A 25,213-nucleotide genomic window follows, 5' to 3' on the forward strand; every position below is an offset into this window, starting at 1 on the left:
GAGAACAGCATGAGACGAGTCGTCGTCACCGGCATGGGCATCGTTTCCTGCCTCGGAAACTCTCTTGATGAGGTTTACGCAAGCCTCAAAAACGGAACCTCAGGCATCCGCTTCAATGAAACCTACAAAGAGATGGGATTTCGAAGCCTGGTTTCCGGATCCCCAATGGTTGATACCACCGTTATTGACCGCAAAATGCGGCGCTTCATGGGGCCGTCGGCCATGTACAGCTATCTCGCCATGGAGCAGGCAATTGCCCAGGCGGGCCTGAGCGACGAGCAGGTTTCCAACGATCGCACAGGGCTGATTGCGGGCTCTGGCGGCTCATCCTGCTCAAGCCAGGTTGAAGCAACCGACATCATGCGTGCAAAAGGCGTCAAACGAATCGGGCCCTACATGGTACCCCGCATCATGACCAGTACAGTTTCTGCCTGTCTGGCCACTGCATACAAGATTCGCGGAGTGAACTACTCAATGTCTTCTGCCTGTGCCACCAGTGCCCACTGCATCGGCCATGCCATGGAGCAGATTCAGAACGGCAAGCAGGATATCGTATTTGCCGGAGGTGGTGAGGAAGAAGACTGGAGCCTCACAATGATGTTTGATGCCATGGGCGCACTTTCTACCAAGTACAACGATGCTCCGGAAACTGCATCTCGCCCCTTCGATTCCGGGCGCGATGGTTTCGTGATCGCCGGCGGCGGCGGCATGGTGGTACTGGAAGAACTTGAACACGCGCAAAAGCGCGGAGCCAATATTATCGCAGAGCTTACCGGATACGGAGCCACCTCTGACGGTTACGATATGGTAGCGCCCTCGGGTGAAGGCGCCCAGCGCTGCATGAAGCAGGCGATGGCTACCATTCGCGGCAAGATTGATTACATCAATGCCCACGGGACCAGCACCCCTGTAGGTGATCTGGCCGAAATGGGCGCCGTGCAGAAAACCTTCGGCGCCGATATTCCCGCCATTTCATCAACAAAATCCCTCTCCGGCCACTCTCTCGGGGCCGCTGGCGTTCACGAAGCCATATACTCCCTGCTGATGCTACAGCATGGTTTTATTGCCGGTACCGCCAACCTTGCTTCGGTAGATGAGGCCATTGGGAACATGCCTCTGGTGGGGCCTCAGGGCCGGGAAGCAGCACTTGAAACAGTTATGTCCAACAGCTTCGGCTTTGGTGGAACAAACGCCTCTCTGGTATTTGAGAAACTGCCAGCCTGAAGGCAATCCAGGCGGGTCCGGTTCCACGGCCCCGCCTTTTATTTCAGCTATATGGAAATATCCTTAAGTTTGGTCATTGGCAAACGGGCTCCCGCGTATTAAAGTAGCAACTTGACTTGCATCAATTTGGACGGTTCATAAGCGATGGCACGAGCAATTAATTTCCGCCAAGTCCCTGCACCGCTAAAAGCGTCCTGCCACCAATGCAGCCTGAGCAACCTGTGCTTGCCTCTCGCCATTGAAGATAACGACCTGGAAAGACTGGAAGATATCGTTCAGCAGGGCCGCATTTACAACCGCGGTGAACATATATTTGATCAGAGCACGCCCTTTCGCTCCTGCTTTGCAGTAAAAAGCGGTTCCATCAAAACATCGATTATTACTGAAAGCGGTGAAGAACAGGTCACGGGGTTCTTTATGCCCGGCGAACTTGTTGGGCTGGACAGCATGAGTGGTGAATCCTACGCTTGCACAGCAAAAGCTCTTGAACGCACCAGCGTATGCGAGTTCCCTGTAGACAAGCTGGAAGAGCTCACCGTAAAACTGCCGGAATTACAGCACCACATGTATCACCTGATGAGTCAGGAGATCCAGAATGGTCACCAGCTCGCGATGCTGTTAAGCAAAAATACGGCCGAGGAACGCATTGCATCTTTGCTTCTGTCCCTGTCCAGTCGCTTCCAGCGTCGGCGCATGTCACCCACAAACTTCAGCCTCCCAATGGCCAGGAACGACATCGCCAACTTCCTGGGTCTTGCGGTTGAAACCGTCAGCCGTGTTTTCACACGTTTCCAGAACCAGGGCATCATCAAGGCACGGGGCCGTGAAGTGGAACTGCTGGATGTTGAAGCGCTGCAGATGGTAACCCGGGAGTTTTCCCGCCAGGGCTGCCAGCAATAAACTGCCTTACTGAAACCGGCCGGATTTATTCGGCCGGTGTTACAGCAGAGATGTGCTTTTCCTCGTCCCTCAGCATTGCCAGTTCATCGAACAGCCCGGAACGCCAGGGAACCTGCTTGATACCAAAGGTATTGCGGAGCTTAGTACAGATCAGCGCAGTGTTTGGCGGCTCCAGAGCACCCCATGCCGGCATGTCATCGATTACATGAAGATCCTCGGGAATACCAGGTAACCCCGCAATCGCAAGCCCCAGCTCATACATACTGATGACCTCAGCGCCCGCATGCTGAAATGTTCCCCATGCTTCTGCTCCGCAATCCAGCTGCTGTATAACGGCCGCCATTACCCTGGCAAGATCTCTCACCGCAACCGGCTGGCCCACACAGCGCCCCGGCAGCAATAAAGGTTCATCAGATGCCGTACTCACCCTAACCTTCCGGATAAAACGACTCAGGCTCCAGCCGGAACGTAGAATGATGTGCCGAGGCAGAAGGGTACGCAATGCCTGTTCGCACTCCCACTGCCAGTTGCCCAGCTGATTAACCGGCTGTCCCGGGTTTGAGGATATGTAGCCACTCTGTTTGCGGCCATCAAATACGTAACAGGAAGATAGCTGAAACAAAGCCATATTCCTGTCACGAGCAAACTCGGCGATAGCCAGGGGTAACGAAAAAGCTGCTTTTTGTGTGCCCTCAGGATCGCGCTCAGCAGCTTCGGGGTCCGCCAGCCATAGCGCATTGACGATAAGGTCGGTGTCCTTCGGAATCCAGCTTTCGAGCGCACTCAGATTGACACCTGCAGGATCGCTGATCAGCAAGGGGCTGACATGCAGGGAAGTCTCCCGAAGCAACTCAAGCAGAATTTTCCCCAAGGGACCGTAATCGTGAACAACAAGTACATGCACTAGAGTTCAATGCCTCCGGATATTACTGATATGAGATGCTTCGGGATTCCTTCAGAGCAGTGGATTCCCGTACGTTAAATATAGATGCGAGGCACTCTGTTGGTAATCCCTGTCAGCAGCTCATAAGAGATCGTACCTGCACAGGCAGCAACCTCATCCACACCAACGGTTTTACCCCAAAGTTCAACTCTATCGCCTTCACTGGCGTCCGGCGCGTTACTCAGATCCACCGCCAGCATATCCATGGAGACCCGGCCAATCAGCCGGATTCTCTGGCTGTCGATGGCTGCAGGCGTACCGGTTCCGGCATGGCGGGGATAGCCATCCGCGTAGCCAATAGCCACCATACCCATACGGGTATCGCGCTCGGCCACCCAGGCCCGTCCATAACCCACGGCTTCACCGGCTCTGACCACCCTTGTGGTGATGAGAGGCGCCTCAAGGCTCATTACAGGCTCAAGCCCCAGCTCCGGGCCTGTCTTGCCGACCACTGGCGATCCACCATAAAGCATGATCCCCGGGCGACTCCAGTCAAACAGTGGCTGACCGGAGATAAAGTGGGCCGCAGAATTACCCAGGCTTTTCATCACTCCAGGCCAGGCCGACGTTGCGGTTTCAAAAACGGCCGTCTGAGCGGCGGTCATTGTACTGCTGGTATCATCAGCGCAGGCAAAATGGCTGACAAAACCCAGAAGCCGGCTGCCAGCGCCTGCCTTTTCCACACGAGCCATCACAGCCTGCAGATCATCTGGCCAGAACCCCAGGCGATTCATACCCGTGTTAACTTTCAGCCAGAACCAGGGCATGTCATCACCCTGTTCCAGCCACTCCAGCTGCTTCTCGTTGTGCAGTACTGGCTCAAAGTTACTGCATTCACAGTCGGCAAGATCACCACGGGCATGCACACCCTGAAGCAGTACCACTGGCTGCACCAACCCTGCGGCACGGATAGCCAGAGCCTCTTCAATGCAGGCCACAGCATACCTGGGCGCAACATCCGCCAGGGCCGATGCAACCTGCGCAATACCGTGACCATAACCGTCAGCCTTTACAACAGCCATAGCTTTCGCGCTACCAGCCCGATCGGCTGCCGTACGGTAATTGCGCTTTAGCGCCTCCAGATCAATACTGGCAGCCGTACTACGTGGCATCAGTACTCACCACCATAGTCGCCATAATCACCGTGAGCCAGGTCTTCAAATTTGGTGTATTTCCCGATAAACGCTAGGCGAATCGTACCAATGGGACCATTACGCTGTTTACCGATGATGATTTCAGCAATACCTTTATCCTGGGTATCCTCGTTATAGACCTCATCGCGGTATACAAACATGATGACATCCGCATCCTGCTCGATCGCTCCAGATTCACGCAGATCCGAGTTGATCGGGCGTTTGTTGGGACGCTGCTCCAGACTCCGGTTAAGCTGGGAAAGAGCAACTACAGGGCAGCTGAGCTCTTTGGCGATGCCCTTCAATGAACGGGAGATTTCCGAGATTTCCGCCGTCCGGCCTTCTGTGTTGCCTGGCACCCGCATCAACTGCAGGTAATCCACCATGATCAGCCCGATTTTTCCGTCATTTTCACGGGCAATACGACGGGCGCGGGAGCGCAATTCCGTTGGACTGAGGCCGGGAGTGTCATCAATATACAAGGGCTTGTCTTTAAGCAGGCTCACTGCAGAAGTCAGTCGGGGCCAGTCGTCTTCTTCCAGCTTGCCGCCACGAACCTTGCTCTGATCGATACGCCCAAGAGATGAAAGCATACGCATGGCAAGAGCATCTGCGGGCATTTCCATACTGAATACCAGAACCGGTGTGCCAGTACTTATAAGCGCATTCTCGACGATATTCATGGCAAAGGTGGTTTTACCCATGGAGGGCCTGCCCGCCACAATGATGAGATCTGCCGGCTGCATACCGGAAGTCTGTTCATCCAGATCCCTGAACCCTGTAGTCAGGCCCGTTGTCTGCTCTCCGGATTCGAACAGCTCTTCTATACGGCTCAGGGTTTTGGTCAGAATAGGATTAATCGACTGGGGGCCGGAACCTTCTTTGACCCTGGACTCGGCAATCTGGAATACGTTGCGTTCGGCTTCGTCGAGAATTTCGTTGCTGTTACGCCCCAGAGGGTTAAACGCCGAATCTGAAATCTTGCCAGAAACTTCAACGAGCTGCCTCAGAATCGACCGCTCGCGCACAATCTCTGCATAAGCACGGATATTGGCTGCACCTGGCGTTTTCTCGGCCAGCTCCGCCAGATAGGACAACCCGCCAGCATCTTCGATATCACCGGCCCGCTCCAGAAACTCGGCCAGAGTGACTACGTCGAGTGGCTCGTTCTCACTGGCCAGACGCTCAACAGCACCGAAAATCAACCGGTGATCCTGGCGATAGAAATCAACAGAAGTGATTATCTCGGTGATTTCATCAAACCGCCGGTTATCCAGCATAAGGCCGCCCAGAACCGCCTGTTCCGCTTCAACGGAATGAGGAGGCACCTTTATTCGGCTGGTTTCGGGATCAGTACTCGCGGGCTTCAGGTTAGGCTTGGCCATGAAAACATCTTCAGTTAAGCATCATAACCACGACAGTGTATGTGGAATGTCGCAGCAATGGGAGGGGGTTTTATGCTGACAGCATACCAGAAAGCAACAGGCCCGAAAGCCGTATAAACGGTTCGGGCCTGTTGTTTTGGCTTGCGGTGAATTCCGGGGAGCTCACCGCAAGCCACCAGCGCGTTACAGAGAACCGGGCACGCCCGGCTCTGCTTTCAGGGAAAGCAGATTACTCAGCAACAACCGCCAGCTTGACAGTCACTTCAACATCAGTGTGCAGGTGAAGCTCGATTTCATACTCACCAGTCGCCCGCAGCGGGCCTTCTGGCAGACGAACTTCACTCTTCTCAACGTCGGTACCGGCAGCCGTAATTACGTCTGCGATATCGCGAACACCGATAGAGCCGAACAGCTTGCCTTCGTCACCAGCTTTAGAGGTAACTGTGAAGGACGAACCTTCCAGAGCCTCAGCGCGGGACTGAGCTGTTGCAAGCTTCTCTGCTGCAGCTTTCTCAAGCTCTGCGCGACGCTCTTCGAATGCTTTCACGTTTGCTTCGGTGGCAGGCGCAGCCTTGCCATACGGAAGCAGGTAATTACGGCCGTAACCGGACTTAACATTTACCTTGTCACCCAAGGAGCCAAGGTTTGCAACTTTCTCGAGCAGAATAACTTCCATCTCGTTAACCTCTTCGTGCTTTATTCAGCCGGCCCGGCAGGCTTTATTCGCCCCCGGATATCCAGCCAGCTATCAACAAAAGCCAGAACCACTAACAGAATCATCAGGCTTGGGCCCAGAAGCACCAGGGCAATGTAAAACATTACCAGCCACTGCGCGCTCAGTTTTTTACGTCCGACAATGCCATGAATCAGCGCAAGGCCCGCCAAAAACAGCGGGGTTCCAGCTACCCATACCAGCAACATGGAGTTCAGCCCCAGAAAAGGACCTACAACCATTGTGGCGGCAAAGACCACAGCAATAGCAGGTGACAACCTCAGAGCGTGGAATTCCGAGCGGAATCCGCCGGGGTTATACAACCCCGCCTGCCACGACCTTGCCAGCATTGTCATACCTATGCCTGCTGTCAGATAACTGCCCGCCATACTGGCGTTCATTGTGTCCCGTATAACCGTTTCGAGGTCTCCCCCCAGCGAACGGGCCACTTCAGCATTGTACTGTTCGTAAAAACTGACCCCGGCGCGAACGAGTTCGTCCAGCAAACCGGGATAAATCACGGGCAAAACCAGCCCCGTAACTATCGCCAGAAAGCTCCCTCCAAGAAGGGCCCTTTCCCAGGACAACGTTGTTCTGAGCAGTGATGACATAAGCATCACCTGCACCAGCACCGCGAGGGCTGTCGGATCACCTCCCAACACCCCCCAGCCAAGCGCCGGCAGCAACGCCCAGAGGCCAACTGCAAGCCCCTGGCTGATGCCGAGCCTGAGAATAACCAGGCCGACAACCGCTGCGCCAATCCAGAACAACAAGGGTACGGCAGTTGTGACTGCTGCTACCCCGCTGGCCTGCAGGGGACCGCGCATTACAAATTGTGCCAGTGCACGCATGGTCCCAAACCCTGTATATCTGTTACTTAGTTATCGTGGCTGTCCGAGTACGGCAGCAGTGCCAGGTAGCGGGCACGCTTGATAGCGGTTGCCAGCTGACGCTGATAACGTGCTTTAGTGCCGGTGATACGGCTGGGCACGATTTTGCCAGTTTCAGTGATGTAGCCTTTCAGGGTGTCCAGATCCTTGTAATCGATCTCTTTAACACCTTCTGCCGTGAAACGACAGAACTTACGACGTCTGAAAAAACGAGCCATAACGTAACTCCTCAACTCCGGTTAATTACTCTTCTTCGTCCTGGGTTTCAGCTTTCTGGCTGTCGTCTTGACGTTCGTCTTGACGGTCATCAGAAGATTCAGCTGAACGACGCGGGCGATCATCTCCGCCAGTGCGACGGTCCTCACGGGACTCAGCGGCTTTCATCGGAGAGATATCAGCAACAGCTTCATCGCGACGCAGAATCAGGTCGCGGATGATGGCATCGTTGAACCGGAAGTTGTGAGTCAGCTCGTCCATTGCTGCCTGTGAACATTCAACGTTCATCAGCACATAGTGAGCTTTGTGAATCTTGTTGATCGGGTAAGCCATATGACGACGGCCCCAATCTTCCAGGCGATGTACCTTGCCGCCATCTTCAGTGATGACGCCGGTATAACGCTCGATCATCGCGGGCACCTGCTCGCTCTGATCCGGGTGTACCATAAATACGATTTCGTAGTGACGCATGAGTTCTCCCTACGGTTTAAACAGCTTCCTTTTTTCCCGGACTGTCCGAGAAGCATGAAAGCAAGGAGGTGGCAGCTGAAAGCCGCCGCTTTTTTTGCTCTATTGATAAGGCTTTACTGGAAAGGCTCAATCAAAAGCGAGGCGTTGCTGACCTGATTAAAGGCAATACAAAACCTCCCCCTACAAAAGGGGTGACGTATTCTAGGCGCACAGAGGCTTCTGTGCAAGAGTTAACCAAGGCGCTGCCGCAAGGCTTCGTACAAACAGACCCCGGTAGCAACAGAAACGTTAAGACTGTCTACATCGCCCAGCATAGGAATATTAATGAGCTGATCACAGTGCTCCCGCGTCAGCCGGCGCATACCTGCGCCCTCAGCCCCCATTACCAGAGCGATCGGGCCTTTGAAATCAGCCTGATACAGCGTCGTATCCGCCTCACCCGCGGTACCAATCAGCCACACACCCTGATCCTTGATGGTACGCAGAAAACGCGCCAGGTTGGTCACGCGTACAAACGGAACCGTTTCAGCCGCACCACAGGCAACTTTCCGGGCCACAGCCGTCAACGAAGCCGACTTGTCTTTGGGCGCGATAACAGCCTGAACTCCGACCGCATCGCAGGTGCGCATACAGGCTCCGAGGTTATGGGGATCAGTTACACCATCAAGTACCAACAGAAAGGGCGGCTTGTCGCTCGCCGCAAGATGGTTCAGAAGATCATCTTCTGTCCACTCCTGGCTCTCACTGACCGCAGCAACAACGCCCTGATGGACCCCGGCAACACGCTCATCGAGTTCCCGCCGGTGAACAACAGCCCACCGGACTCCAAGCTCATCCAGAGTGTCTGTAATGGTTTTTACTCGCCTGTCCTGCCGGCCGGTCTGAATCCAGACCTGCTGCAGCCTTCCGGGCTCACGCTTGAGAACGGCCTCAACCGCATGCCAGCCAAATACAAATTCTCCGGACACTGGTTCGACTTCCTGTTATTTGTCTGTCTTGCGAGCTTTCCGCGGCCTGCTGGCACCAGCGGGCTTACCCGGACTTTTCTTCGGCTTTTTACCAGCCCCCTGAGCGGCTTCGGCTACCAGCTGGGCTTTCGCACTTGCCGGCTTACCTGTCTTGCGAGGCTTCTTCGCTTTTGCGGACTTGTCCCCACCCGGCGAACCCCCACGGCCACGCCCTTTATCAGCGCGCTTGTCATTCTTGCCGCGACCTTCTCGCTTGGGCACATCAAGTGCATCCCGGTCAGCCTGACGGCGTTTAGGCGTACTGATCAGCTCCAGATCTATCTTGCGATCTTCCATGCCAACCCGCATCACTCGGACGCGCACTTCATCACCCAAACGGAAGCTCACAGCCGTTCGCTCGCCAATCAGACGGTGCTTCGCTGAGTCGTGGTGGAAGTAATCACCACTGAGCGCAGAAATGTGGACCAGGCCTTCAATATAGACATCAGCCAGCTCTACAAAGAACCCGAAGGGCACAACCGCGGCAATCACCCCGTCATACTCTTCCCCGACATGATCACTCAGGAACTCACACTTGAGCCATGCCATCACATCACGGGTAGCGTCATCAGCTCGCCGCTCAGTCATGGAAACGTGCTCGCCGAACTTCTGCATCCGGGCATAGTCGTAGGGATACACTGCCAATTCCGGATCGGTTACAGCGGGGGCCACGACATCTTTCGCTGCCTCGGGACCGTGAATCCTGGACTTGATAGCCCGATGCACAATCAGATCCGGGTAACGGCGAATCGGCGACGTAAAGTGGGCATAGCTCGGAAAACCGAGACCAAAGTGACCACTCTCTTCCGGGCTGTACACAGCCTGACTCAGCGAGCGCAGCATAACAGTCTGAATTACATTGGCATCAGGTCTGTCTGCTATCTGGGACAACAGCTCCTGGTAGTCTGCAGATGTCGGCTCGTCGCCGCCACCCAACTGCAACCCAAGCTCACCCAGGAACAGCCGTACCGAATTGAGCCGCTCTTCAGAGGGTCCGTCGTGTACCCGGTAAAGCGCCGGTATCTTATGTTTTTTGAGGAAACGTGCAGCGGCCACGTTGGCGCACAACATGCTTTCTTCAACAATCTTGTGGGCATCATTACGATGCACCGGCACAATTTCTTCTATCTTGCGTTCAGCATCGAAGATTATGCGCGTTTCGGTAGTTTCAAAATCAATGGCGCCACGCTCGGTCCGGGCCTTGCGCAACAGTTTGTACAGGTCATACAGATTATGCAGGTGTGGCAGCACATCGGCGTATTGGGCAGACAGCGGGCTACCAGGCTCAGAGTCCGGCCGTTCCAGCATGTCGCTGACCTTGTTGTAAGTCAGCCGAGCATGGCTACGCATTACCGCCTGATAAAAGGTGTATCCACTGATATTACCCGCTGCACTGATGGTCATATCGGCCACCATGCACAAGCGATCAACATCCGGGTTCAGGGAACAGAGGCCATTGGACAGCTTCTCGGGAAGCATGGGCACTACGTGATCCGGGAAATACACGGAATTGCCGCGACGCAACGCCTCTTCATCAAGGGGGGAGTCCGCGCGCACATAATGGGATACGTCGGCTATTGCCACAACCAGACGATAGGCACCGCGACCGCGGGGCTCACAATAAATAGCGTCATCGAAATCCCGGGCAGTCTCGCCATCAATCGTGACCAGCCGCATATTGCGGATATCCACCCGGTTTTTCTTGTCCTTTTCTTCAACCTCGGCCGGAATCGCCGCAGCCTGAACGCCTACTTCCGTGGGCCACTCATGAGGAATGTCGTAAGAGCGGATAGCCACATCAATTTCCATCCCGGGAGCCATGTGCTCACCCAGAATCTCGACGATCTTGCCGGTAGGCTGAGTACGGACGGTAGGCTGGCGCAGAATATCCACAACAACATACTGACCGTGCTGCGCCCCACCTGCGTGCTCTTCAGGTATCAGCACTTCGTGGTTGATTCGCGCATTCTCCGGCACGACAAAAGCAATACCGCTTTCCTTGAAAAAACGGCCGACAGTCTGCTGGGTATTATGCTCGGTAACATCAACGATAACGCCTTCGCGCCGGCCACGGTCATCAACCCGGTCTACCCGCGCAACCACCCGGTCGCCGTGGAACACCTGGCGCATCTGGCGGGCGGTGAGAAACAGGTCAGACCCGCCATCATCCGGCACCAGAAAGCCGAAACCATCTTTATGACCGATAACCCGACCACTTACCAGGTCGGCTTCCTCGATTGGCAGGTAAGCGTCACGACGGTTACAGACAAGCTGACCATCCCGGCACATGGCAATCAAACGGCGCCTCAGCGCCTCAATGCCTTCCGGAGAGGTTTGGCCAAGCTCTGAACACAATGTTTCGTGTGTCGCCGGAGCCCCCCGCTCTTTAAGATGCGCGAGGATAAATTCCCGACTCTGAATCGGGTTCTCATAATTCTGAGCCTCACGACCAGCGTGAGGATCTTTGTGTTTTTTATTCCTGGAAACCATTCGGATCCTTGTTCAATACTGCGCCACAGCGGCGCTGTTCACATTCATTTACAATAATAGTATACGTTGGTAGGGATCGACTACCTAACAACCCACTACTTCTTATTATACGTACAAACACCTCCAGTCCATTTTCTGAAAAAGTATTTGACAGCCCCGGCGGGAATTATTAAAGTACGCGCCAACAGATGAGGCAACAAGTCATCTTTGGCAGAAGTGCCCAGTTTTCAACAAACTAAAGGCAAATCTGCAAATCACCTGCCGAGGTGGTGAAATTGGTAGACACGCTAGCTTCAGGTGCTAGTGCTCGCAAGGGCGTGGAGGTTCAAGTCCTCTCCTCGGCACCATTTCCTCTCCCAGGAAATGGTCGTATGAATTACCCGAAATTCCCAGACGACTCCTGACAGGCTTTAACCCGAGTCAGCCGACCCGGCCCTCAGAATGCCCGCGCAACAATCTCTTTCATGATTTCATTGGTTCCACCGTAGATGCGCTGAACACGTGAGTCTGCCCAGGCCCTGGCAATCGGATACTCCCACATATAGCCATACCCACCATGTAACTGAACACACTCATCCATCACCCTGCATTGCAGGTCAGTCGTGTACTGTTTCAGCATCGCAGCGGTTGGTATATCGAGCTTCTTCTCCAGATGGAGCTCCAGGCAACGGTCGGTGAACACTCGGGCCGCAGTGATCTCTGCTTTCATCTCAGCCATTTTGAAGCGGGTGTTCTGGAACTTGATAACCGGCTTTCCAAAGGCCTTGCGCTCTTTAACGTAGTCGAGCGTCCACTGCCATGCGGCTTCCGCCGCAGCGATAGCCGTGAGCCCGATCTGCAGACGTTCAGCCGGAAGCTCCTGCATCAACTGAAAGAAGCCCTGCCCTTCCATCGCGCCCAATAAGTGGGTAACCGGAACTTTCACATCCTGAAAAAACAGCTCAGACGTATCCTGGGCTTTCATGCCCACTTTATTCAGGTTCTGGCCCTTTTCAAAGCCTTCCCATGCGGTTTCAACCAGCAACAGGCTGATGCCTTTCGCCCCTTCTTTCGGGTCTGTTTTTGCAACCACAATGACCAGATCGGCCATCTGGCCGTTAGTGATAAACGTTTTGGAGCCGTTCAGGATATAGTGGCCACCATCTTTCAGCGCTGTGGTTTTGATACCTTGCAGGTCGGAGCCGGCGCCCGGTTCACTCATGGCGATGGCCGTAATTATTTCACCAGCAGCCATTTTGGGCAGGTAATGCTTTTTCTGCTCGTCCGACCCATAGTTCAGAATATAAGGCGCAACAATATCGGAATGAAGAGTCCAGCCAATGCCGGAAAGCCCTGCCCGCGAAACCTCTTCCATAACAACGGCGCTGTAACGGAAGTCAGCGCCAGCACCGCCGTACTCCTCTGGCATGGTCGGACATAAAAAACCCAGCTCACCGGCTTTCTGCCACAACTCGCGGCTGACCTGTCCATCTTTCTCCCACTGCTCATGGTAGGGCGCTGCTTCCTGTTCGAGGAACTTCCGAACAGAATCCCTAAAGCCATCAAGATCAGCATCGAAGAGCGTACGTGGAATCATGGCGAACCTCAGTCAGTGAACAATGTTGTTATTAGCGTTCACCAAGTCTCTGCCGGCCAGTGCGTTTGCTCAATGATTAAAACCATCAATCATGCTGGCCAAAACCATCGCTACTCTCCGTTCCGGCTTTGATACGCTCCTCTCCCCAGCGGGGCATAAGATCTTGAGGCAGGCCCAGATGGTCCAGAATCCGGGCCACAATGAAGTCCACAAGGTCCTGTATTGACGCAGGCTGGTGATAAAACCCCGGACTGGCCGGCATGATAACGGCGCCCATGCGCGTAAGTTTCAGCATATTTTCCAGGTGCACCTCTGAATAAGGCGCCTCCCGGGGCACCAGAATCAGCTGGCGCCGCTCTTTCAGCGCAACATCGCCGGCGCGTTCAATCAGGTTGTTGCTGGCACCGGTAGCCAGCGCAGACAAGGTTCCGGTGCTGCAGGGGCAAACTACCAGAGGTGCTTTTTCGCCAGACCCTGAAGCGGGTGGAGCAAACCAGTCCTCACGGCCAAACACCCGCACCTGACCAGGGACGGCGCTGGCGTATTCCGACAGAACTTTCTGCGCCGCCGACGGCGTTCCAGGCAGCTTAAGATCAGTTTCTGTAGCAATCACGAGCTGTGCAGCCTTACTGACCATTACATTAACCCTGCAACCTGCCGCTGCCAGACACTGCAGAAGACGCAGGCCGTACTGGGCACCGGAAGCGCCGGTGAACGCCAGATTAACCGTTCGTGCTTCAGAAAAACTTCTGGTGATGATTTCTGTCATTGTAGTGGCTCCCCGAGCGTCGAATCAGCCATGGATACGCTCAAGTTCCGCTATGAGCTTTCCGTGGATACCACCAAAACCGCCGTTGCTCATAATGACAATCTGACAAGGGGTGGGCAGGTCTGTCAGCACACGCTCAATGAGAGCCTCTACGGTCGACTCGACACTGTGCTGTCCCGACGCAGGATTCTCCTTTTGCCATGCTGACACCAGCTCAGGCAACCAGTCCATGTCGTTGAGATTCGCCCAATAAACCCTGTCGGCCAAAGCCGCACTGGGCAGCAACGTATGCTGGTGAACACCCTGTTTCATGGTATTGGAGCGAGGTTCAATAAGCGCTATCACCGGCTCATCACCCACTTGATTGCGCAGGCCCTCCAGCGTAGTCGCTATTGCTGTCGGGTGATGGGCAAAGTCGTCATAGACCTTGATTCCGCCAACATCTGCCAACAATTCCATACGGCGTTTCACACCGGAAAACCGGCACAGGGCAGCCACTGCATGATCTGGTGTAACACCCACATGCCTGGCGGCCGCGATAGCGGCCAGGGCATTACGGACGTTATGGGTGCCCGTCTGGCTCCACTTCACTACAGCAACCGGTTGTTCATGGTGGATAACCATAAACCGGCTGCCATCTTCAGATAAGAGCTCAGCGCGCCAGTCCGAAGACTCTGCAACCTCGCTGCCGATGGCCATATCCTGCACCGGGCTCCAGCATCCCATAGCCAGCGCCTTGTCCAGGTGAACATCCAGGCTTGGGCGGACGATCAACCCCTGGGACGGAACCGTGCGCACCAGATGGTGGAACTGACGTTCAATTGCTTCAACGTTGTCGAAGATATCTGCATGATCGAATTCAAGGTTGTTCAGTATCAGGGTGTGGGGGCGGTAATGAACGAATTTGGAGCGTTTGTCGAAGAAGGCGCTGTCATACTCGTCCGCCTCAATAACAAAAAAATCACTGCCCCCAAGGCTTGCCGAAACCGGGAAATCTTTGGGCACACCGCCCACCAGGTAACCGGGCGCTAGCCCTGCCTGCTCCAGAATCCAGAGCAGCATAGCCGTGGTAGTGGTTTTGCCGTGGGTGCCTGCGACCGCCATAACCCAGCGATGCCGCAACACTTCCCGGGCCAGCCATTCCGGGCCGGACATATAATCGATATTACGGTTAAGTACCGCCTCCACCTCGGGGTTGCCCCGGGACATGGCGTTGCCTATCAGTACCAGATCTGGCTTTGGCTCAAGGTGCTCCGGGCTGAAGCCCTCCATCAGGCTGATACCCTGCGCCTCTAACTGGGTGCTCATGGGCGGATATACGCCCTGATCGGAACCGGTCACTGTATGGCCAAGCTCCCTTGCCAGAACAGCCAGGCTGCCCATAAATGTGCCACAAATTCCCAGAATATGAATATGCATTCGCCGACTGTCCTCTCCATTGAAACCCGACAAGCCTCCCGTATCCGCCCGACTCCGTCAAGAGTGCGTCTATCGGCACTTCTTGCCATGAAAATCGTCTGCGTTTGGCGTATCATCTGCGCCATTATTGAAACCGCAGGAGGCTCCACCCCGAGATGGCCATCAAGAACGCATTCTACGCTCAGTCTGGCGGTGTTACCGCCGTCATTAATGCCAGCGCCTGCGGGGTCATTCAGACCGCCCGCAAGCACCCGGACAAGATCGGCAAAGTCTTTGCCGGGCGCAACGGCATTCTGGGTGCGCTGAACGAAGAACTGATTGATACCAGCCTTGAAAGTGATGATGCCATTCAGGCGCTTATCCACACACCAGGTGGAGCTTTCGGTTCCTGTCGGCACAAGCTGAAAAACTTTTCGGAAAACCGCCGCGAATACGAACGTCTTATCGAAGTATTCCGCGCCCATGATATCGGCTATTTCTTTTATAATGGTGGCGGCGACTCCCAGGATACAGCTTACAAGGTCTCGCAGATGGGCGAGAAAATGGGTTATCCCATTACCTGCATCGGTGTTCCCAAAACCGTCGATAACGACCTTCCGTTTACAGACTGCTGCCCGGGCTTTGGTTCTGTTGCCAAATACATAGCCACTTCAACCCTGGAAGCCAGCCTGGATATCAAATCCATGTGCGAAACCTCCACCAAGGTATTTATTCTGGAAGTGATGGGGCGCCACGCTGGTTGGATTGCGGCCTCTGGTGGCCTTGCCGGGCAGGAAGAAGGCGAGCCACCCCATATTATTCTGTTCCCGGAAATTCCGTTTAACCGAGACGCTTTCCTGGCACGAGTTGATTTCTGCGTTAAGGAATACGGCTACTGCGTAGTCGTCGCCTCCGAGGGCGCTCAGTATGAAGATGGCCGTTTTCTCGCAGATGCCGGCGCCAAAGACGCTTTCGGTCACACCCAGCTTGGGGGCGTAGCACCGGCACTGGCGAATATGGTCAAGCAGGCGCTGGGGCACAAATACCATTGGGCCGTCGCCGATTATCTTCAGCGCAGCGCTCGCCATATTGCGTCCGCAACGGATGTGGAGCAGGCCTATGCAGTAGGCAAGGCAGCAGTAGAAATGGCACTCGACGGTAAACAGGCCCTTATGCCGACCATCGTGCGGGAGCAGGCAAAACCGTACATCTGGAAGATTGGAGAGGCTCCGCTCAGCGAAGTTGCCAATCAGGAAAAGAAAATGCCAATCCATTACATCACTGATGATGGTTTTGGTATCACACGGGACTGCCGGGAGTATCTTGAGCCACTGATCGCTGGCGAGAGTTTCCCTCCATTTGACAATGGTTTACCCCGCGTCGCGAAGCTTAAAAACACACTGGCAGAGAAGAAACTGAAAACCAGCTTTCAACTCTGACCGCCCCATTTAAACCGGGTTATCAAAAAAGGCCCTGCAGCGATTCTGCAGGGCCTTTTTTCAATGTTATTTTTCTTCACCACACCTTAACGTCAATGCGTAACTCAGTGGGCCTGATTCGCTTCCAGCTCACGAACGTAAGCAGCAAACTGATCAAAACCACCGATGTACCGGTCACCCACAAGAATCTGCGGAACCGTGTAAACAGGGTGCCCAATCTTGTCAGCGATATCGGCTTTGGTCATGTCATGCTCAATCATGTCGACCCAGGTATACGGCATATCACGGGACTCGCACAGGCTCTTTGCCCGCACACAAAAGCCACAGCTTGAACGACCGTAAATAGTCACCTGATCCATAAAAAACCTCCAGAACAGTTTTCCCGGAATCACCCCGGGGCTTTGCAAAATCGTGAGTTCATGATGACATGAACACAGGAAATTAAAAATTGATGCTTTGAATGGCCGTGATAGTGCCTGATGATACCTGAAATGCTTTTGCCTGATGAACGGAGAGGTATGCCCTACATCATAAGGAGAATTCTGTGGTCTACCTGACGCTGTTTCTGACCTCATTCGCTGCAGCCACATTGTTGCCAGCCTACTCGGAAATACTGACAGGAACGCTGGTGGTGCAAGGATATTCCATGTGGTGGCTATGGTTCTGGGCTACAGCTGGCAACACTCTGGGATCTGTGGTTAACGGCGCCATTGGAAGACAGGTCGACCGCTTCAAAAACAAGCGCTGGTTTCCTCTGAGCGAAGCACAGTTACACAAAGCCAGAAACAGTTTTAATCGTTATGGACAGTGGTCCCTGCTTCTGGGCTGGCTCCCGCTGGGAGGGGATGCGCTGACTCTGGTCGGTGGCATCATGCGCGTACCCTGGCTCAATTTTATTATTCTCGTGGGTATTGGCAAAGGCCTGCGCTACGCCTTTGTTATCTGGCTGGTCGCCGAAGCATCCGGCGTATCCTCGCCACAACCGTAAAGGTATTTGCGTAACAAGGGCTCACCATTGAACTCTGAGTGCAGCACGGCAATAAAGGTATACACACCGATCAGTTTGCGGTTAAGAAACACGAACTCACTCGGGGGCACACGAAAGTAGCGGTTTATAGCCGATCGTGCCGCCTGCCGGGCGACTCTCGATGGCAGGTCGCTCTGTTTCCAGCGGTATTGGCCTTTGCTGTTAATAGCGTCATCCGGCCAGCTTTCGTGGTCACTGGACAAAGGTTCCAGAACCGACATACACACCTCGCCAAACTTCTCCAGCACTTCCCTGGGCCAGTCTGTGCTCATGAAGTTCAGTTTGACGCCGCCGTCGATCACTGCATCAAGGTTGTCTTCGTATGAGGCCTGGATCATCTGGATGACCGGATCAAGAAACTCCCTTGAGTATGACTGCACAGCGCCAAAGTCCAGCAGCACGATGCGATCGAACTCCGCACTTTCTCCGTCTTCTCCTGCGATGCGAATACGATAGTTTCCGAAATTGGGGTCCGTCTGAATTTCGCCCCAAACGAATAACTCACGGAAGAAAAGCTCCAGAGCTGCTTTGCCCAGATCACTACGGCGCGCAAGCGACAGGTTCCGCACTGAATCGGAGTTCACTGAATGGCCGTGCTCGTATGTCGAGGCAATTACCTGTGCAGAGGAATACTCCGGCAATACCCGGGGGACAACAAAGCGCGGGTCATCGGCAAGTATCTGGCGAAACTTCTCCGTGGTGCTGGCCTCCAGCCGGTAATCGACCTCCCGGTGCATCATCTGCCGGACTTCTTCCAGCCAGTCTTCAAACTCAGGCCCGAAATTCACCAGCCGAGCAACCCGGAGCATCTGAGCAACAGCATTCAGATCGCTATCGACTGCATCTGCGACGCCGGGGTACTGAACCTTGAGCACAAGCTCCAGACCGTCTCTGCGTCGGCGCGCCCGGTGAACCTGACCGAGAGAAGCAGCCCCGATCGGCTCCGGATCTATATCCAGCTCCGCAAGCTGCTCCGCCCCCAGCTCCGCCTTGAGTACACGCTCTATGGCTGGCCACTCCAGAGAAGTCGTCTGGTCTTCCAGGGTGTGCAGCGCTTCGGTAACCTCTTCCGGCAGAAAATGTTCGCCGTACAACGCCATCACCTGGCCGATTTTGACCACACTACCCTTCAGTTTCCCGAGTTCATTTACCAGAAAACGTGCCTGACTGGATAACATGGTGCGGTGACGCTCCTCCCGCTTGTCCTTGCTACTGAACCAGTTGGTGGCCATATGCGAAGCCATACGTGTTCCAGCAAAAAGCCCTGCGCGAGTAAGGCTCAGCCGGCGTTCGAAGCTGCCTGTCTTGATGCGGGAGACTGATTTACCTGGGCGCCTGGATGACATGTATAACCTCTACGATGTGAGCCCGTATCAGAAGGGGCGCCGGCCAGACCTTACCAGCCCTTACGATAATCCACTGCCGGACCGCCGAGGCCGCTTACCAACTGAGCCGTCAGCCGCTTTTCAATATCATCAATGGAGACTGAAGCAACAAAGTCGCTGACCTGGCACATGGCCAACCCGGCATAACCGCAGGGGTTGATTCTCCTGAATGGCTCCATATCCATCCGGACATTCAGCGCCAGGCCATGAAACGAACATCCACGGCGCACCCGCAGCCCCAGAGACGCTATTTTTGCGTCACCAACATACACACCTGGCGCATCTGGCCGTGGTTCGGCGGTAATACCCAGTTCCCCCAACGTGTGCACAATCGCCTGTTCAATAACATCAACCAATGCTCTCACCCCCATCTTTCGACGAGACAGGTTGAGCATCAGATAGACCACCAACTGACCCGGACCGTGGTAGGTAACCTGTCCGCCCCGATCTACAGGAATAACCGGGATGTCGCCAGGGGCCAGGATGTGTTCGGCCTTGCCCGCCTGCCCCTGCGTATAGACCCGCGGATGTTCAAGACACCAGAGCTCATCTTTGGTGTCATCGCCTCTGTCCGCCGTGAAGCTTTTCATGGCCTCCCAGGTTTCCAGATAAGGCTGCTGGCCCAATGATCTGACAATCAGCTCAGGCATTGGGTTTATAACACCATGTGTACGCGGCCACTGGCCTTGAGGTCTTTGAACAAAGCGGACAGTTGCGACTCTCCCGTCGCAACTATGGTCAGCTGAACTGAGCAGAACCGCCCTTTGCTACTGTCTTTTACGAAGACATCCGTCTCACAGATCCCCGGAGCGTGCTGCTCAACAACCCCCACCACAAACTCCGTAAAGTCAGGGGCGGAATCGCCGATCACCTTGATAGCATAGTCACAGGGAAACTCAATTTTTGGCGCTTTCGGCTCACTCATGCCGTTGTACTCCCGGGCTCAGTTCGCCCTTACTAAAATAGCTGGATAAAAAACAACTTGATGGAATCCCAGAGACGCTTGAACAAGCCGCCATCAGGAACATCTGTTAATGCCAGTACCGGCTGATCTATCAGCACCTCACCATTGAGCGATACCTTCACTCGTCCCAGCTCATCGCCAGCACTGACCGGCGCCTTGATCACCGAATCAAGATCCACGCTCGACTCAAGACTGTCACGGGATCCACGAGGAATGGTGACATAAGCGTCTTCAAGCACTCCCACGGAGAGTTTATCGGACTGGCCGCCCCATACCCTGGCTTCAATCAGTTCCTGGCCGGCGCTGAACAAGCGATCGCTCTGATAATAGCGGAAGCCGTAATTCAGCATTTTCTGGATTTCCTGTGAACGTGCCTGCGAACTGCTGGTACCCATTACCGTTGCAATGAAGCGGGTGTCATTGCGCTTGGCAGAAGCAACAAGGCAATACCCTGCCTCTTCGGTATGGCCGGTTTTCAGGCCGTCAACACTGTCATCACGCCACAACAGGCTGTTGCGGTTAGGCTGCCGGATATTGTTATAAGTAAAGTGCTTCTCCGCGTAGATAGGATAGTTCTCCGGGTAGTCGTTTATGATGGCACGTGCCAGAACGGCCAGGTCATACGCGGTGGAGAAGTGATCAGAAGCCGGCAGGCCTGTGGCATTCTGGAAGTGCGTATCCTTCATTCCCAGCAACTGAGCCTGCTGATTCATAATATCAACGAAGGCTCCTTCACTGCCGGCAATAAATTCCGCCAGCGCAACAGAAGCATCATTACCCGACTGAATGATGACACCCTTGAGAAGATCCTCCACGGACACACTGGTGCCTTCTTTAACAAAGGTACGGGAACCCTCTGTTTTCCAGGCCTTTACGCTGATAGGAACCATGTCGGACATACTGATCCGACCCTCATCCAGTTCACGCTCAACAATATAGGCTGTCATCATTTTGGTCAGGCTGGCCGGCGGCAGCCGCTCATTACTGTTCTGCTCCATAATGACGCGACCGCTTTTCGGGTCCATAAGAACGTAGGAGCTGCCAGCAATCTGTGGCGGAGACGGAATCAGCACAGTCTGGGACATGGCTTTGGCTGATACCGAAAGCATCAACACAAAGGCGAGTGACGCAGAGATAAAAGAGAGCGAGCGAAAAACTGATTTTAGTGCCATGGGTCCATTCATTCGTCGTTAAGTGTGTTTTATGTGTGATCTGACGCTCAGTGAGAATCGGTCAGTACAATTGACTGCGAAAACCCTCGGGCTTCCAGCAGGCTCTGAGTCTTTCTCGCGCTACCTTCGTCCTGGAAAGGGCCGACCTGTACGCGGTGAAAGCGCCCGGACTCTGTGTCTACAGCCCGCACCCTGACGGGATCGCCGAGTATGCTCTCGGCACGAACCTGCAGTTTTTCAGCAGGGTCACGGCTACTGAACGAACCAAGCTGAACAAACAGCCCTTCGCCAGCCATGCTTTCGTTTATCGCTACCGCATTTCCCCCGGCGGGAGCTGGCGACTGAGCAATGGACTGACCATCCAGGGAGAAAGGCTGACCGGCAATGAACATGCTGCCATCCGGCATGACCGTAATAGCTGCCACTTCTACCCTGGCGGTTCCGTGTGACTGGTAACCCAGCTTTTTGGCGGCTGCGTATGACAAATCAATCAGGCGGTCTCCGTGAAACGGCCCCCTGTCATTAACCCGGACGATCACCGAACGACCATTATCCAGATTGGTAACCCTTGCATAACCCGGAATCCTCAGGGATTTGTGGGCTGCTGACATCTGGTACATGTCAAAAGTTTCGCCATTGGACGTCTTGTGGCCATGAAACTTTTCGCCATACCAGCTTGCCGTACCGCGAGCGACATATCCGTTATTGCTATCCATCACAGTATAGTGCTTGCCCCAGACCGTATAGGGCGATTTATTTCCGGCGTTGACCGGCGCCTGATATACAGGCACAGCGTCTGACAAACCAGAGACATCAAAGTTTCCGGAAGGTGCCCTGTCCTGATTGATTGTATAGCGTGATGAATTATCTGTGCCGGCTGGTGCTGGCCCGGGTGCTGAAGCACATCCAGCCAGTGCCAGCACTGTCGATGTCACCAGCCATAAACATAAACGATTTGATATCACTGTCAGGAAATCCTCTGAAATACGTGCCGCCGGATATGCAACAGGCCGCAGCACTTACCATTGTAACGGGTTCCCTGCACGTATAACCATTACCGGCCTGACATCAGGCCGTTATCATTCTGCGGTGAGTGTGTATTGACATCAGAATACCAAACGCAGCCATCAGGGTGACGGTGGAGGTACCGCCGTAGGAAACCAGCGGCAGAGGCACCCCTACCACCGGGAGCAGGCCACTCACCATGCCAACATTTACAAACACATAGATAAAAAAGGTCATCGTCAGAGCACCCGCAACCAGGCGGCTGAAAGAATCCTGAGCGGTAACCGATATATAGAGGCAGCGCAGAATAATCAGAAAGTACACGCTGATCAGTATCAGCATCCCGATGAAGCCAAACTCCTCCGCGAGCACGGCCACGATAAAATCAGTGTGGCTTTCCGGAAGAAATTCAAGGTGCGACTGAGTCCCCTGAAGCCATCCTTTACCATCGAGGCCGCCGGAGCCAATAGCGGTTTTGGACTGGATAATATTCCAGCCAGCCCCCAATGGATCACTCTGGGGATCGAGCAATGTCAGTACGCGCTGCTTCTGATAGTCGCGCATTCCAAAAAACCACATCACAGGTGCCGCCACAGAAACCATCACCACAAAGGCACTGATCAGCTTCCAGCTCATACCGGCAAAAAACACTACAAACAACCCTGCCATACCGACGAGAAGCGAGGTTCCGAGATCCGGCTGCTTCATGATCAGCACCATGGGTAGCAGCACAATCACCAGGCCCACACCAATACGGGATAATTTTGGCGGCAAAAAATGCCGGGACAAATACCAGGCTGCCATCATGGGCACGACCAGCTTCATCAGTTCTGATGGCTGAAACCTGGGCAGCCCCGGCAGCGCCAGCCAGCGCTGTGCGCCTTTAGCTCCGACACCCACAAAAATTACAGCAACCAACCCGATCAGACCAAGACCATAGAGCCAGGGTGCCCAGCGCCGGAATACTGAGGGGTCAAGCTGGGCAAACACCAGCATCACAGCGAAGGCAATACCAAAACGTATACCTTGAGCCTTAACCACTTCAAAATTACGATCTGCTCCGCTGTAAAGCACGAAAAGCCCACCCGAAACCAGCGCAATGAGCAACAAAAGCAGAATCGGATCCACATGCAGGACAGACCAGATCCCTCTGGGGCGCCCAAGTGGATTGCTGGCAGTTGAGCCAAGCACTTCCCGCGTAGCCATCAATGCACCCCGCTTTCGGCATCGGTTTTGCTGATCAGCGCGGCGTCGTCACCGGCCGCAGAAAATTCAAGTAACCAGGCATCGAACAGGGCTCGGGCAACAGGTGCAGCGGTACTGCTGCCACCGCCGCCATTCTCAACAATCACGGCAACAGCGATCTGGGGATTATCTAACGGCGCAAAGCCAACAAACAGGGCATGATCACGCAGCCGCTCCCTAACCTCTTCAGCCTCGTACTCTTCATCTTCTGCCAGACTGAATACCTGCGCCGTGCCGGTTTTTCCAGCCATCCGGTAAGACGCTCCCCTGGCCGCTGAACGCGCGGTTCCCTTGGTGCCATGCATAACCTCCGCCATAGCATCCGCGATAAAATCCCAGTCACTCGGGTCTTTAAGCTTCAGGGGCTCGTGGGTCTCACTTGGCAGGAACTCGTCGACCGATCTGTCCCCCTGGATATCCTTGAGCAGCCGCGGCTCAACCCATTCCCCGCGGTTGGCAATCAGCGCTGTTGCTGTGGCGAGCTGCAAAGGGGTAGCAAGCATAAAACCCTGACCTATACCCAGATTGACAGAGTCCCCCGGATACCAGGGTTCATTACGCATTGCCCTCTTCCAGTCCCTTGATGGCAGCAGGCCGCTAAGGGCTCCTGATACATCAAGAGTTGCATCTTCGCCAAAACCAAAGCGAGACAGATAGCTGTGCATGGTGTCCACGCCCATCTCCACAGCAGCTTCATAGAAATAGACATCACAGGACTGAGCCATTGCATAAGTCAGGTCAACCCAGCCGTGGCCGCCTCGCTTCCAGTCTCTGTAACGACGGCCCGAAGAATTAAACTGGAAGTACCCAGGATCCCAAATGGTGTGATCTCGCGTTACAGCCCCACTATCAAGAGCCGCAATGGCTAACATGGGTTTGAGCGTAGAGCCGGGAGGGTATTGCCCGCGCAAGGCCCTGTTGAACAGGGGTTTGTCCTTGCTGTCCCTCAGCTCACCGTAATCCGCCACACTGATACCGGTGACAAACTTGTTTGCATCAAACCCCGGCACGCTGGCAAGCGCCAGTATCCCGCCGGTTGCGGGCTCAATGGCAACAATGGCGCCCCGGCGGCCGTCAAGAAGCTCATGCGCACGGTTCTGCAGCCGGAGGTCGATATGGAGCTCCAGATCCTCACCAGGCACAGGGTTTTCCCGCTCCAGGACTCGCAAAGTACGGCCCCGTGCGTTGGTTTCCACATGCTGGTAACCAACCTTTCCGTGAAGAAGCTCTTCATAAAACCGTTCGACACCGGATTTACCTATGTAGTTGGTGCCCGCATAGTTGACCGGATCAATCCGCTGCAACTCATCACGGTTAATGCGGCCGACAAAACCCAGTGCATGGGCGGTAAGCTCACTGTGTGGATAGTACCGAACCAGTTCTGCCTCTACTTCCACGCCAGGCAGTTCATGCCGGTGCACCGCCAGGCGGGCGATCTCGTCTTCAGTCAGATCATAACGCAGAGGAATTTCCTGAAACGGCCGTCGAGGCTCTCGCAGACGGCGCTGGAACCGCTCAAGGTCCTCATCAGAAATATCAAGAATCCTGACCAGCTGATCCAGTGTAGCATCCATGCCACCAACCCGTTCAGGCACTACTGTCACACTGAATACCGGGCGATTTTCAGCTAAAAGTATCCCGTTCCGGTCGTAAACGAGCCCACGCGGAGGCGGTACAGACTGAACCTGAACGCGGTTTTTATCGGAGAGAGTGGTGTATATATCGTGCTCGACTATCTGGAGCTGATACATGCGGGCAACAAGCCCGGCCAGAAGCAGAAACACCATCAACAGCATGACGAATGCGCGGCGCTGGAAAAGCCTGCGCTCTGCGGCAGTGTCCTTGAATTCACCCCACGGCAT

24 protein-coding genes and 1 tRNA gene are annotated in these 25,213 nt (G+C 54.6%); 5 read left to right on the plus strand and 20 right to left on the minus strand.

Annotated features, from left to right (window positions below; all coding sequences use genetic code 11):
- Window positions 1–9 precede the first annotated feature (9 nt).
- Both fabB and fnr read left to right on the plus strand, forming a co-directional pair.
- On the plus strand, window positions 10–1,224 hold the full coding sequence (gene fabB, locus CPA50_RS15600) for a beta-ketoacyl-ACP synthase I (RefSeq protein ID WP_096783442.1): 1,215 nt from the start codon (window positions 10–12) through the stop codon (window positions 1,222–1,224).
- A gap of 144 nt (window positions 1,225–1,368) precedes the next feature.
- Window positions 1,369–2,124 (plus strand): fumarate/nitrate reduction transcriptional regulator Fnr, encoded by a 756-nt coding sequence (fnr, locus tag CPA50_RS15605; RefSeq protein WP_096783443.1) that lies wholly within the window; start codon window positions 1,369–1,371, stop codon window positions 2,122–2,124.
- Window positions 2,125–2,149: 25 nt separating this feature from the next.
- Here fnr and CPA50_RS15610 read toward each other — a convergent pair whose 3' ends face one another.
- The 9 genes from CPA50_RS15610 to rnr form a co-directional block, all read right to left on the minus strand.
- Entirely contained in the window at window positions 2,150–3,028 is an 879-nt protein-coding gene (locus tag CPA50_RS15610; protein ID WP_096783444.1) for an SDR family oxidoreductase, read from the minus strand.
- Between the two features lie 74 nt (window positions 3,029–3,102).
- Window positions 3,103–4,179 (minus strand): alanine racemase, encoded by a 1,077-nt coding sequence (alr, locus tag CPA50_RS15615; protein WP_096783445.1) that lies wholly within the window; start codon window positions 4,177–4,179, stop codon window positions 3,103–3,105.
- Entirely contained in the window at window positions 4,179–5,585 is a 1,407-nt protein-coding gene (dnaB, locus tag CPA50_RS15620; RefSeq protein ID WP_096783446.1) for a replicative DNA helicase, read from the minus strand. Before dnaB ends, alr begins: the two co-directional genes overlap by 1 nt.
- 229 nt (window positions 5,586–5,814) lie before the next feature.
- Window positions 5,815–6,261 (minus strand): 50S ribosomal protein L9, encoded by a 447-nt coding sequence (gene rplI / locus CPA50_RS15625; RefSeq protein WP_096783447.1) that lies wholly within the window; start codon window positions 6,259–6,261, stop codon window positions 5,815–5,817.
- Window positions 6,262–6,281: 20 nt separating this feature from the next.
- Entirely contained in the window at window positions 6,282–7,148 is an 867-nt protein-coding gene (locus CPA50_RS15630; protein WP_096783448.1) for a hypothetical protein, read from the minus strand.
- Between the two features lie 26 nt (window positions 7,149–7,174).
- Window positions 7,175–7,405, minus strand: a complete 231-nt coding sequence (gene rpsR, locus CPA50_RS15635; RefSeq protein ID WP_007154918.1) for a 30S ribosomal protein S18 — start codon at window positions 7,403–7,405, stop codon at window positions 7,175–7,177.
- 25 nt (window positions 7,406–7,430) lie between these two features.
- Window positions 7,431–7,874 carry a 30S ribosomal protein S6 gene (gene rpsF, locus CPA50_RS15640; RefSeq protein WP_096783449.1) on the minus strand — a complete coding sequence of 148 codons (444 nt, stop codon included), beginning with the start codon at window positions 7,872–7,874 and terminating at the stop codon, window positions 7,431–7,433.
- Between the two features lie 230 nt (window positions 7,875–8,104).
- Window positions 8,105–8,842 carry a 23S rRNA (guanosine(2251)-2'-O)-methyltransferase RlmB gene (gene rlmB / locus CPA50_RS15645; RefSeq protein ID WP_096783450.1) on the minus strand — a complete coding sequence of 246 codons (738 nt, stop codon included), beginning with the start codon at window positions 8,840–8,842 and terminating at the stop codon, window positions 8,105–8,107.
- A gap of 15 nt (window positions 8,843–8,857) precedes the next feature.
- The gene (rnr, locus tag CPA50_RS15650) at window positions 8,858–11,371 is read right to left on the minus strand and encodes a ribonuclease R (protein ID WP_096783451.1); all 2,514 of its coding nucleotides are present in this window, start codon (window positions 11,369–11,371) and stop codon (window positions 8,858–8,860) included.
- Window positions 11,372–11,631: 260 nt separating this feature from the next.
- On the opposite strand from rnr, the gene CPA50_RS15655 reads away from it, so the two are divergent.
- A tRNA-Leu gene (locus tag CPA50_RS15655) sits at window positions 11,632–11,718 on the plus strand.
- A gap of 89 nt (window positions 11,719–11,807) precedes the next feature.
- Here the strand turns inward: CPA50_RS15655 and CPA50_RS15660 are convergent.
- The 3 genes from CPA50_RS15660 to mpl all read right to left on the minus strand — a co-directional run bounded on the left by CPA50_RS15660 (window position 11,808) and on the right by mpl (window position 15,135).
- Entirely contained in the window at window positions 11,808–12,947 is a 1,140-nt protein-coding gene (locus CPA50_RS15660; protein WP_096783452.1) for an acyl-CoA dehydrogenase family protein, read from the minus strand.
- An 85-nt stretch (window positions 12,948–13,032) separates the two neighbouring features.
- The gene (locus CPA50_RS15665) at window positions 13,033–13,716 is read right to left on the minus strand and encodes a flavin prenyltransferase UbiX (protein WP_096783453.1); all 684 of its coding nucleotides are present in this window, start codon (window positions 13,714–13,716) and stop codon (window positions 13,033–13,035) included.
- A gap of 24 nt (window positions 13,717–13,740) precedes the next feature.
- Window positions 13,741–15,135, minus strand: a complete 1,395-nt coding sequence (gene mpl / locus CPA50_RS15670; RefSeq protein ID WP_096783454.1) for a UDP-N-acetylmuramate:L-alanyl-gamma-D-glutamyl-meso-diaminopimelate ligase — start codon at window positions 15,133–15,135, stop codon at window positions 13,741–13,743.
- Window positions 15,136–15,290: 155 nt separating this feature from the next.
- Here mpl and CPA50_RS15675 point away from each other — a divergent pair, with 155 nt between their 5' ends.
- Window positions 15,291–16,553 carry a 6-phosphofructokinase gene (locus CPA50_RS15675; RefSeq protein WP_096783455.1) on the plus strand — a complete coding sequence of 421 codons (1,263 nt, stop codon included), beginning with the start codon at window positions 15,291–15,293 and terminating at the stop codon, window positions 16,551–16,553.
- A gap of 104 nt (window positions 16,554–16,657) precedes the next feature.
- Here the strand turns inward: CPA50_RS15675 and CPA50_RS15680 are convergent, their stop codons facing one another.
- The gene (locus CPA50_RS15680; protein ID WP_096783456.1) at window positions 16,658–16,912 is read right to left on the minus strand and encodes a GrxA family glutaredoxin; all 255 of its coding nucleotides are present in this window, start codon (window positions 16,910–16,912) and stop codon (window positions 16,658–16,660) included.
- Between the two features lie 185 nt (window positions 16,913–17,097).
- On the opposite strand from CPA50_RS15680, the gene CPA50_RS15685 reads away from it, so the two are divergent.
- Window positions 17,098–17,541: a YqaA family protein gene (locus tag CPA50_RS15685; protein ID WP_096783457.1), complete on the plus strand. Its 444-nt coding sequence runs from the start codon at window positions 17,098–17,100 to the stop codon at window positions 17,539–17,541.
- Here the strand turns inward: CPA50_RS15685 and CPA50_RS15690 are convergent.
- The 7 genes from CPA50_RS15690 to mrdA form a co-directional block, all read right to left on the minus strand.
- Window positions 17,481–18,926, minus strand: a complete 1,446-nt coding sequence (locus CPA50_RS15690) for an ABC1 kinase family protein (RefSeq protein WP_096783458.1) — start codon at window positions 18,924–18,926, stop codon at window positions 17,481–17,483. The genes CPA50_RS15685 and CPA50_RS15690 overlap by 61 nt on opposite strands.
- Window positions 18,927–18,976: 50 nt before the next feature.
- On the minus strand, window positions 18,977–19,615 hold the full coding sequence (gene lipB / locus CPA50_RS15695; RefSeq protein WP_096783459.1) for a lipoyl(octanoyl) transferase LipB: 639 nt from the start codon (window positions 19,613–19,615) through the stop codon (window positions 18,977–18,979).
- A gap of 5 nt (window positions 19,616–19,620) precedes the next feature.
- The gene (locus tag CPA50_RS15700; RefSeq protein WP_096783460.1) at window positions 19,621–19,890 is read right to left on the minus strand and encodes a YbeD family protein; all 270 of its coding nucleotides are present in this window, start codon (window positions 19,888–19,890) and stop codon (window positions 19,621–19,623) included.
- A gap of 32 nt (window positions 19,891–19,922) precedes the next feature.
- Window positions 19,923–21,101, minus strand: coding sequence for a D-alanyl-D-alanine carboxypeptidase family protein (locus CPA50_RS15705; RefSeq protein ID WP_096783461.1), 1,179 nt, complete (start codon window positions 21,099–21,101; stop codon window positions 19,923–19,925).
- 47 nt (window positions 21,102–21,148) lie between these two features.
- Complete coding sequence (locus CPA50_RS15710) at window positions 21,149–22,066, minus strand: septal ring lytic transglycosylase RlpA family protein (RefSeq protein ID WP_227519674.1); 918 nt, start codon at window positions 22,064–22,066, stop codon at window positions 21,149–21,151.
- Window positions 22,067–22,169: 103 nt separating this feature from the next.
- Window positions 22,170–23,312: a rod shape-determining protein RodA gene (rodA, locus tag CPA50_RS15715; RefSeq protein WP_096783462.1), complete on the minus strand. Its 1,143-nt coding sequence runs from the start codon at window positions 23,310–23,312 to the stop codon at window positions 22,170–22,172.
- Window positions 23,312–25,213: a penicillin-binding protein 2 gene (mrdA, locus tag CPA50_RS15720; RefSeq protein ID WP_096783463.1), complete on the minus strand. Its 1,902-nt coding sequence runs from the start codon at window positions 25,211–25,213 to the stop codon at window positions 23,312–23,314. Before mrdA ends, rodA begins: the two co-directional genes overlap by 1 nt.

It is taken from the genome of Marinobacter sp. ANT_B65 (assembly GCF_002407605.1).
GTDB lineage: Bacteria > Pseudomonadota > Gammaproteobacteria > Pseudomonadales > Oleiphilaceae > Marinobacter.

Coding starts and splice junctions, on each gene's coding strand:
- mpl (WP_096783454.1), bottom strand. CDS start 15,135: ATGCATATTCATATTCTGGGAATTTGTGGCACATTTATGGGCAGCCTG.
- CPA50_RS15700 (WP_096783460.1), bottom strand. CDS start 19,890: ATGAGTGAGCCGAAAGCGCCAAAAATTGAGTTTCCCTGTGACTATGCT.
- CPA50_RS15705 (WP_096783461.1), bottom strand. CDS start 21,101: ATGGCACTAAAATCAGTTTTTCGCTCGCTCTCTTTTATCTCTGCGTCA.
- fnr (WP_096783443.1), top strand. CDS start 1,369: ATGGCACGAGCAATTAATTTCCGCCAAGTCCCTGCACCGCTAAAAGCG.
- alr (WP_096783445.1), bottom strand. CDS start 4,179: ATGCCACGTAGTACGGCTGCCAGTATTGATCTGGAGGCGCTAAAGCGC.
- mrdA (WP_096783463.1), bottom strand. CDS start 25,213: ATGCCGTGGGGTGAATTCAAGGACACTGCCGCAGAGCGCAGGCTTTTC.
- CPA50_RS15660 (WP_096783452.1), bottom strand. CDS start 12,947: ATGATTCCACGTACGCTCTTCGATGCTGATCTTGATGGCTTTAGGGAT.
- CPA50_RS15665 (WP_096783453.1), bottom strand. CDS start 13,716: ATGACAGAAATCATCACCAGAAGTTTTTCTGAAGCACGAACGGTTAAT.
- rpsF (WP_096783449.1), bottom strand. CDS start 7,874: ATGCGTCACTACGAAATCGTATTTATGGTACACCCGGATCAGAGCGAG.
- rpsR (WP_007154918.1), bottom strand. CDS start 7,405: ATGGCTCGTTTTTTCAGACGTCGTAAGTTCTGTCGTTTCACGGCAGAA.
- CPA50_RS15675 (WP_096783455.1), top strand. CDS start 15,291: ATGGCCATCAAGAACGCATTCTACGCTCAGTCTGGCGGTGTTACCGCC.
- rplI (WP_096783447.1), bottom strand. CDS start 6,261: ATGGAAGTTATTCTGCTCGAGAAAGTTGCAAACCTTGGCTCCTTGGGT.
- CPA50_RS15630 (WP_096783448.1), bottom strand. CDS start 7,148: ATGCGTGCACTGGCACAATTTGTAATGCGCGGTCCCCTGCAGGCCAGC.
- dnaB (WP_096783446.1), bottom strand. CDS start 5,585: ATGGCCAAGCCTAACCTGAAGCCCGCGAGTACTGATCCCGAAACCAGC.
- CPA50_RS15690 (WP_096783458.1), bottom strand. CDS start 18,926: ATGTCATCCAGGCGCCCAGGTAAATCAGTCTCCCGCATCAAGACAGGC.
- lipB (WP_096783459.1), bottom strand. CDS start 19,615: ATGCCTGAGCTGATTGTCAGATCATTGGGCCAGCAGCCTTATCTGGAA.
- rodA (WP_096783462.1), bottom strand. CDS start 23,312: ATGGCTACGCGGGAAGTGCTTGGCTCAACTGCCAGCAATCCACTTGGG.
- rnr (WP_096783451.1), bottom strand. CDS start 11,371: ATGGTTTCCAGGAATAAAAAACACAAAGATCCTCACGCTGGTCGTGAG.
- fabB (WP_096783442.1), top strand. CDS start 10: ATGAGACGAGTCGTCGTCACCGGCATGGGCATCGTTTCCTGCCTCGGA.
- CPA50_RS15680 (WP_096783456.1), bottom strand. CDS start 16,912: ATGGATCAGGTGACTATTTACGGTCGTTCAAGCTGTGGCTTTTGTGTG.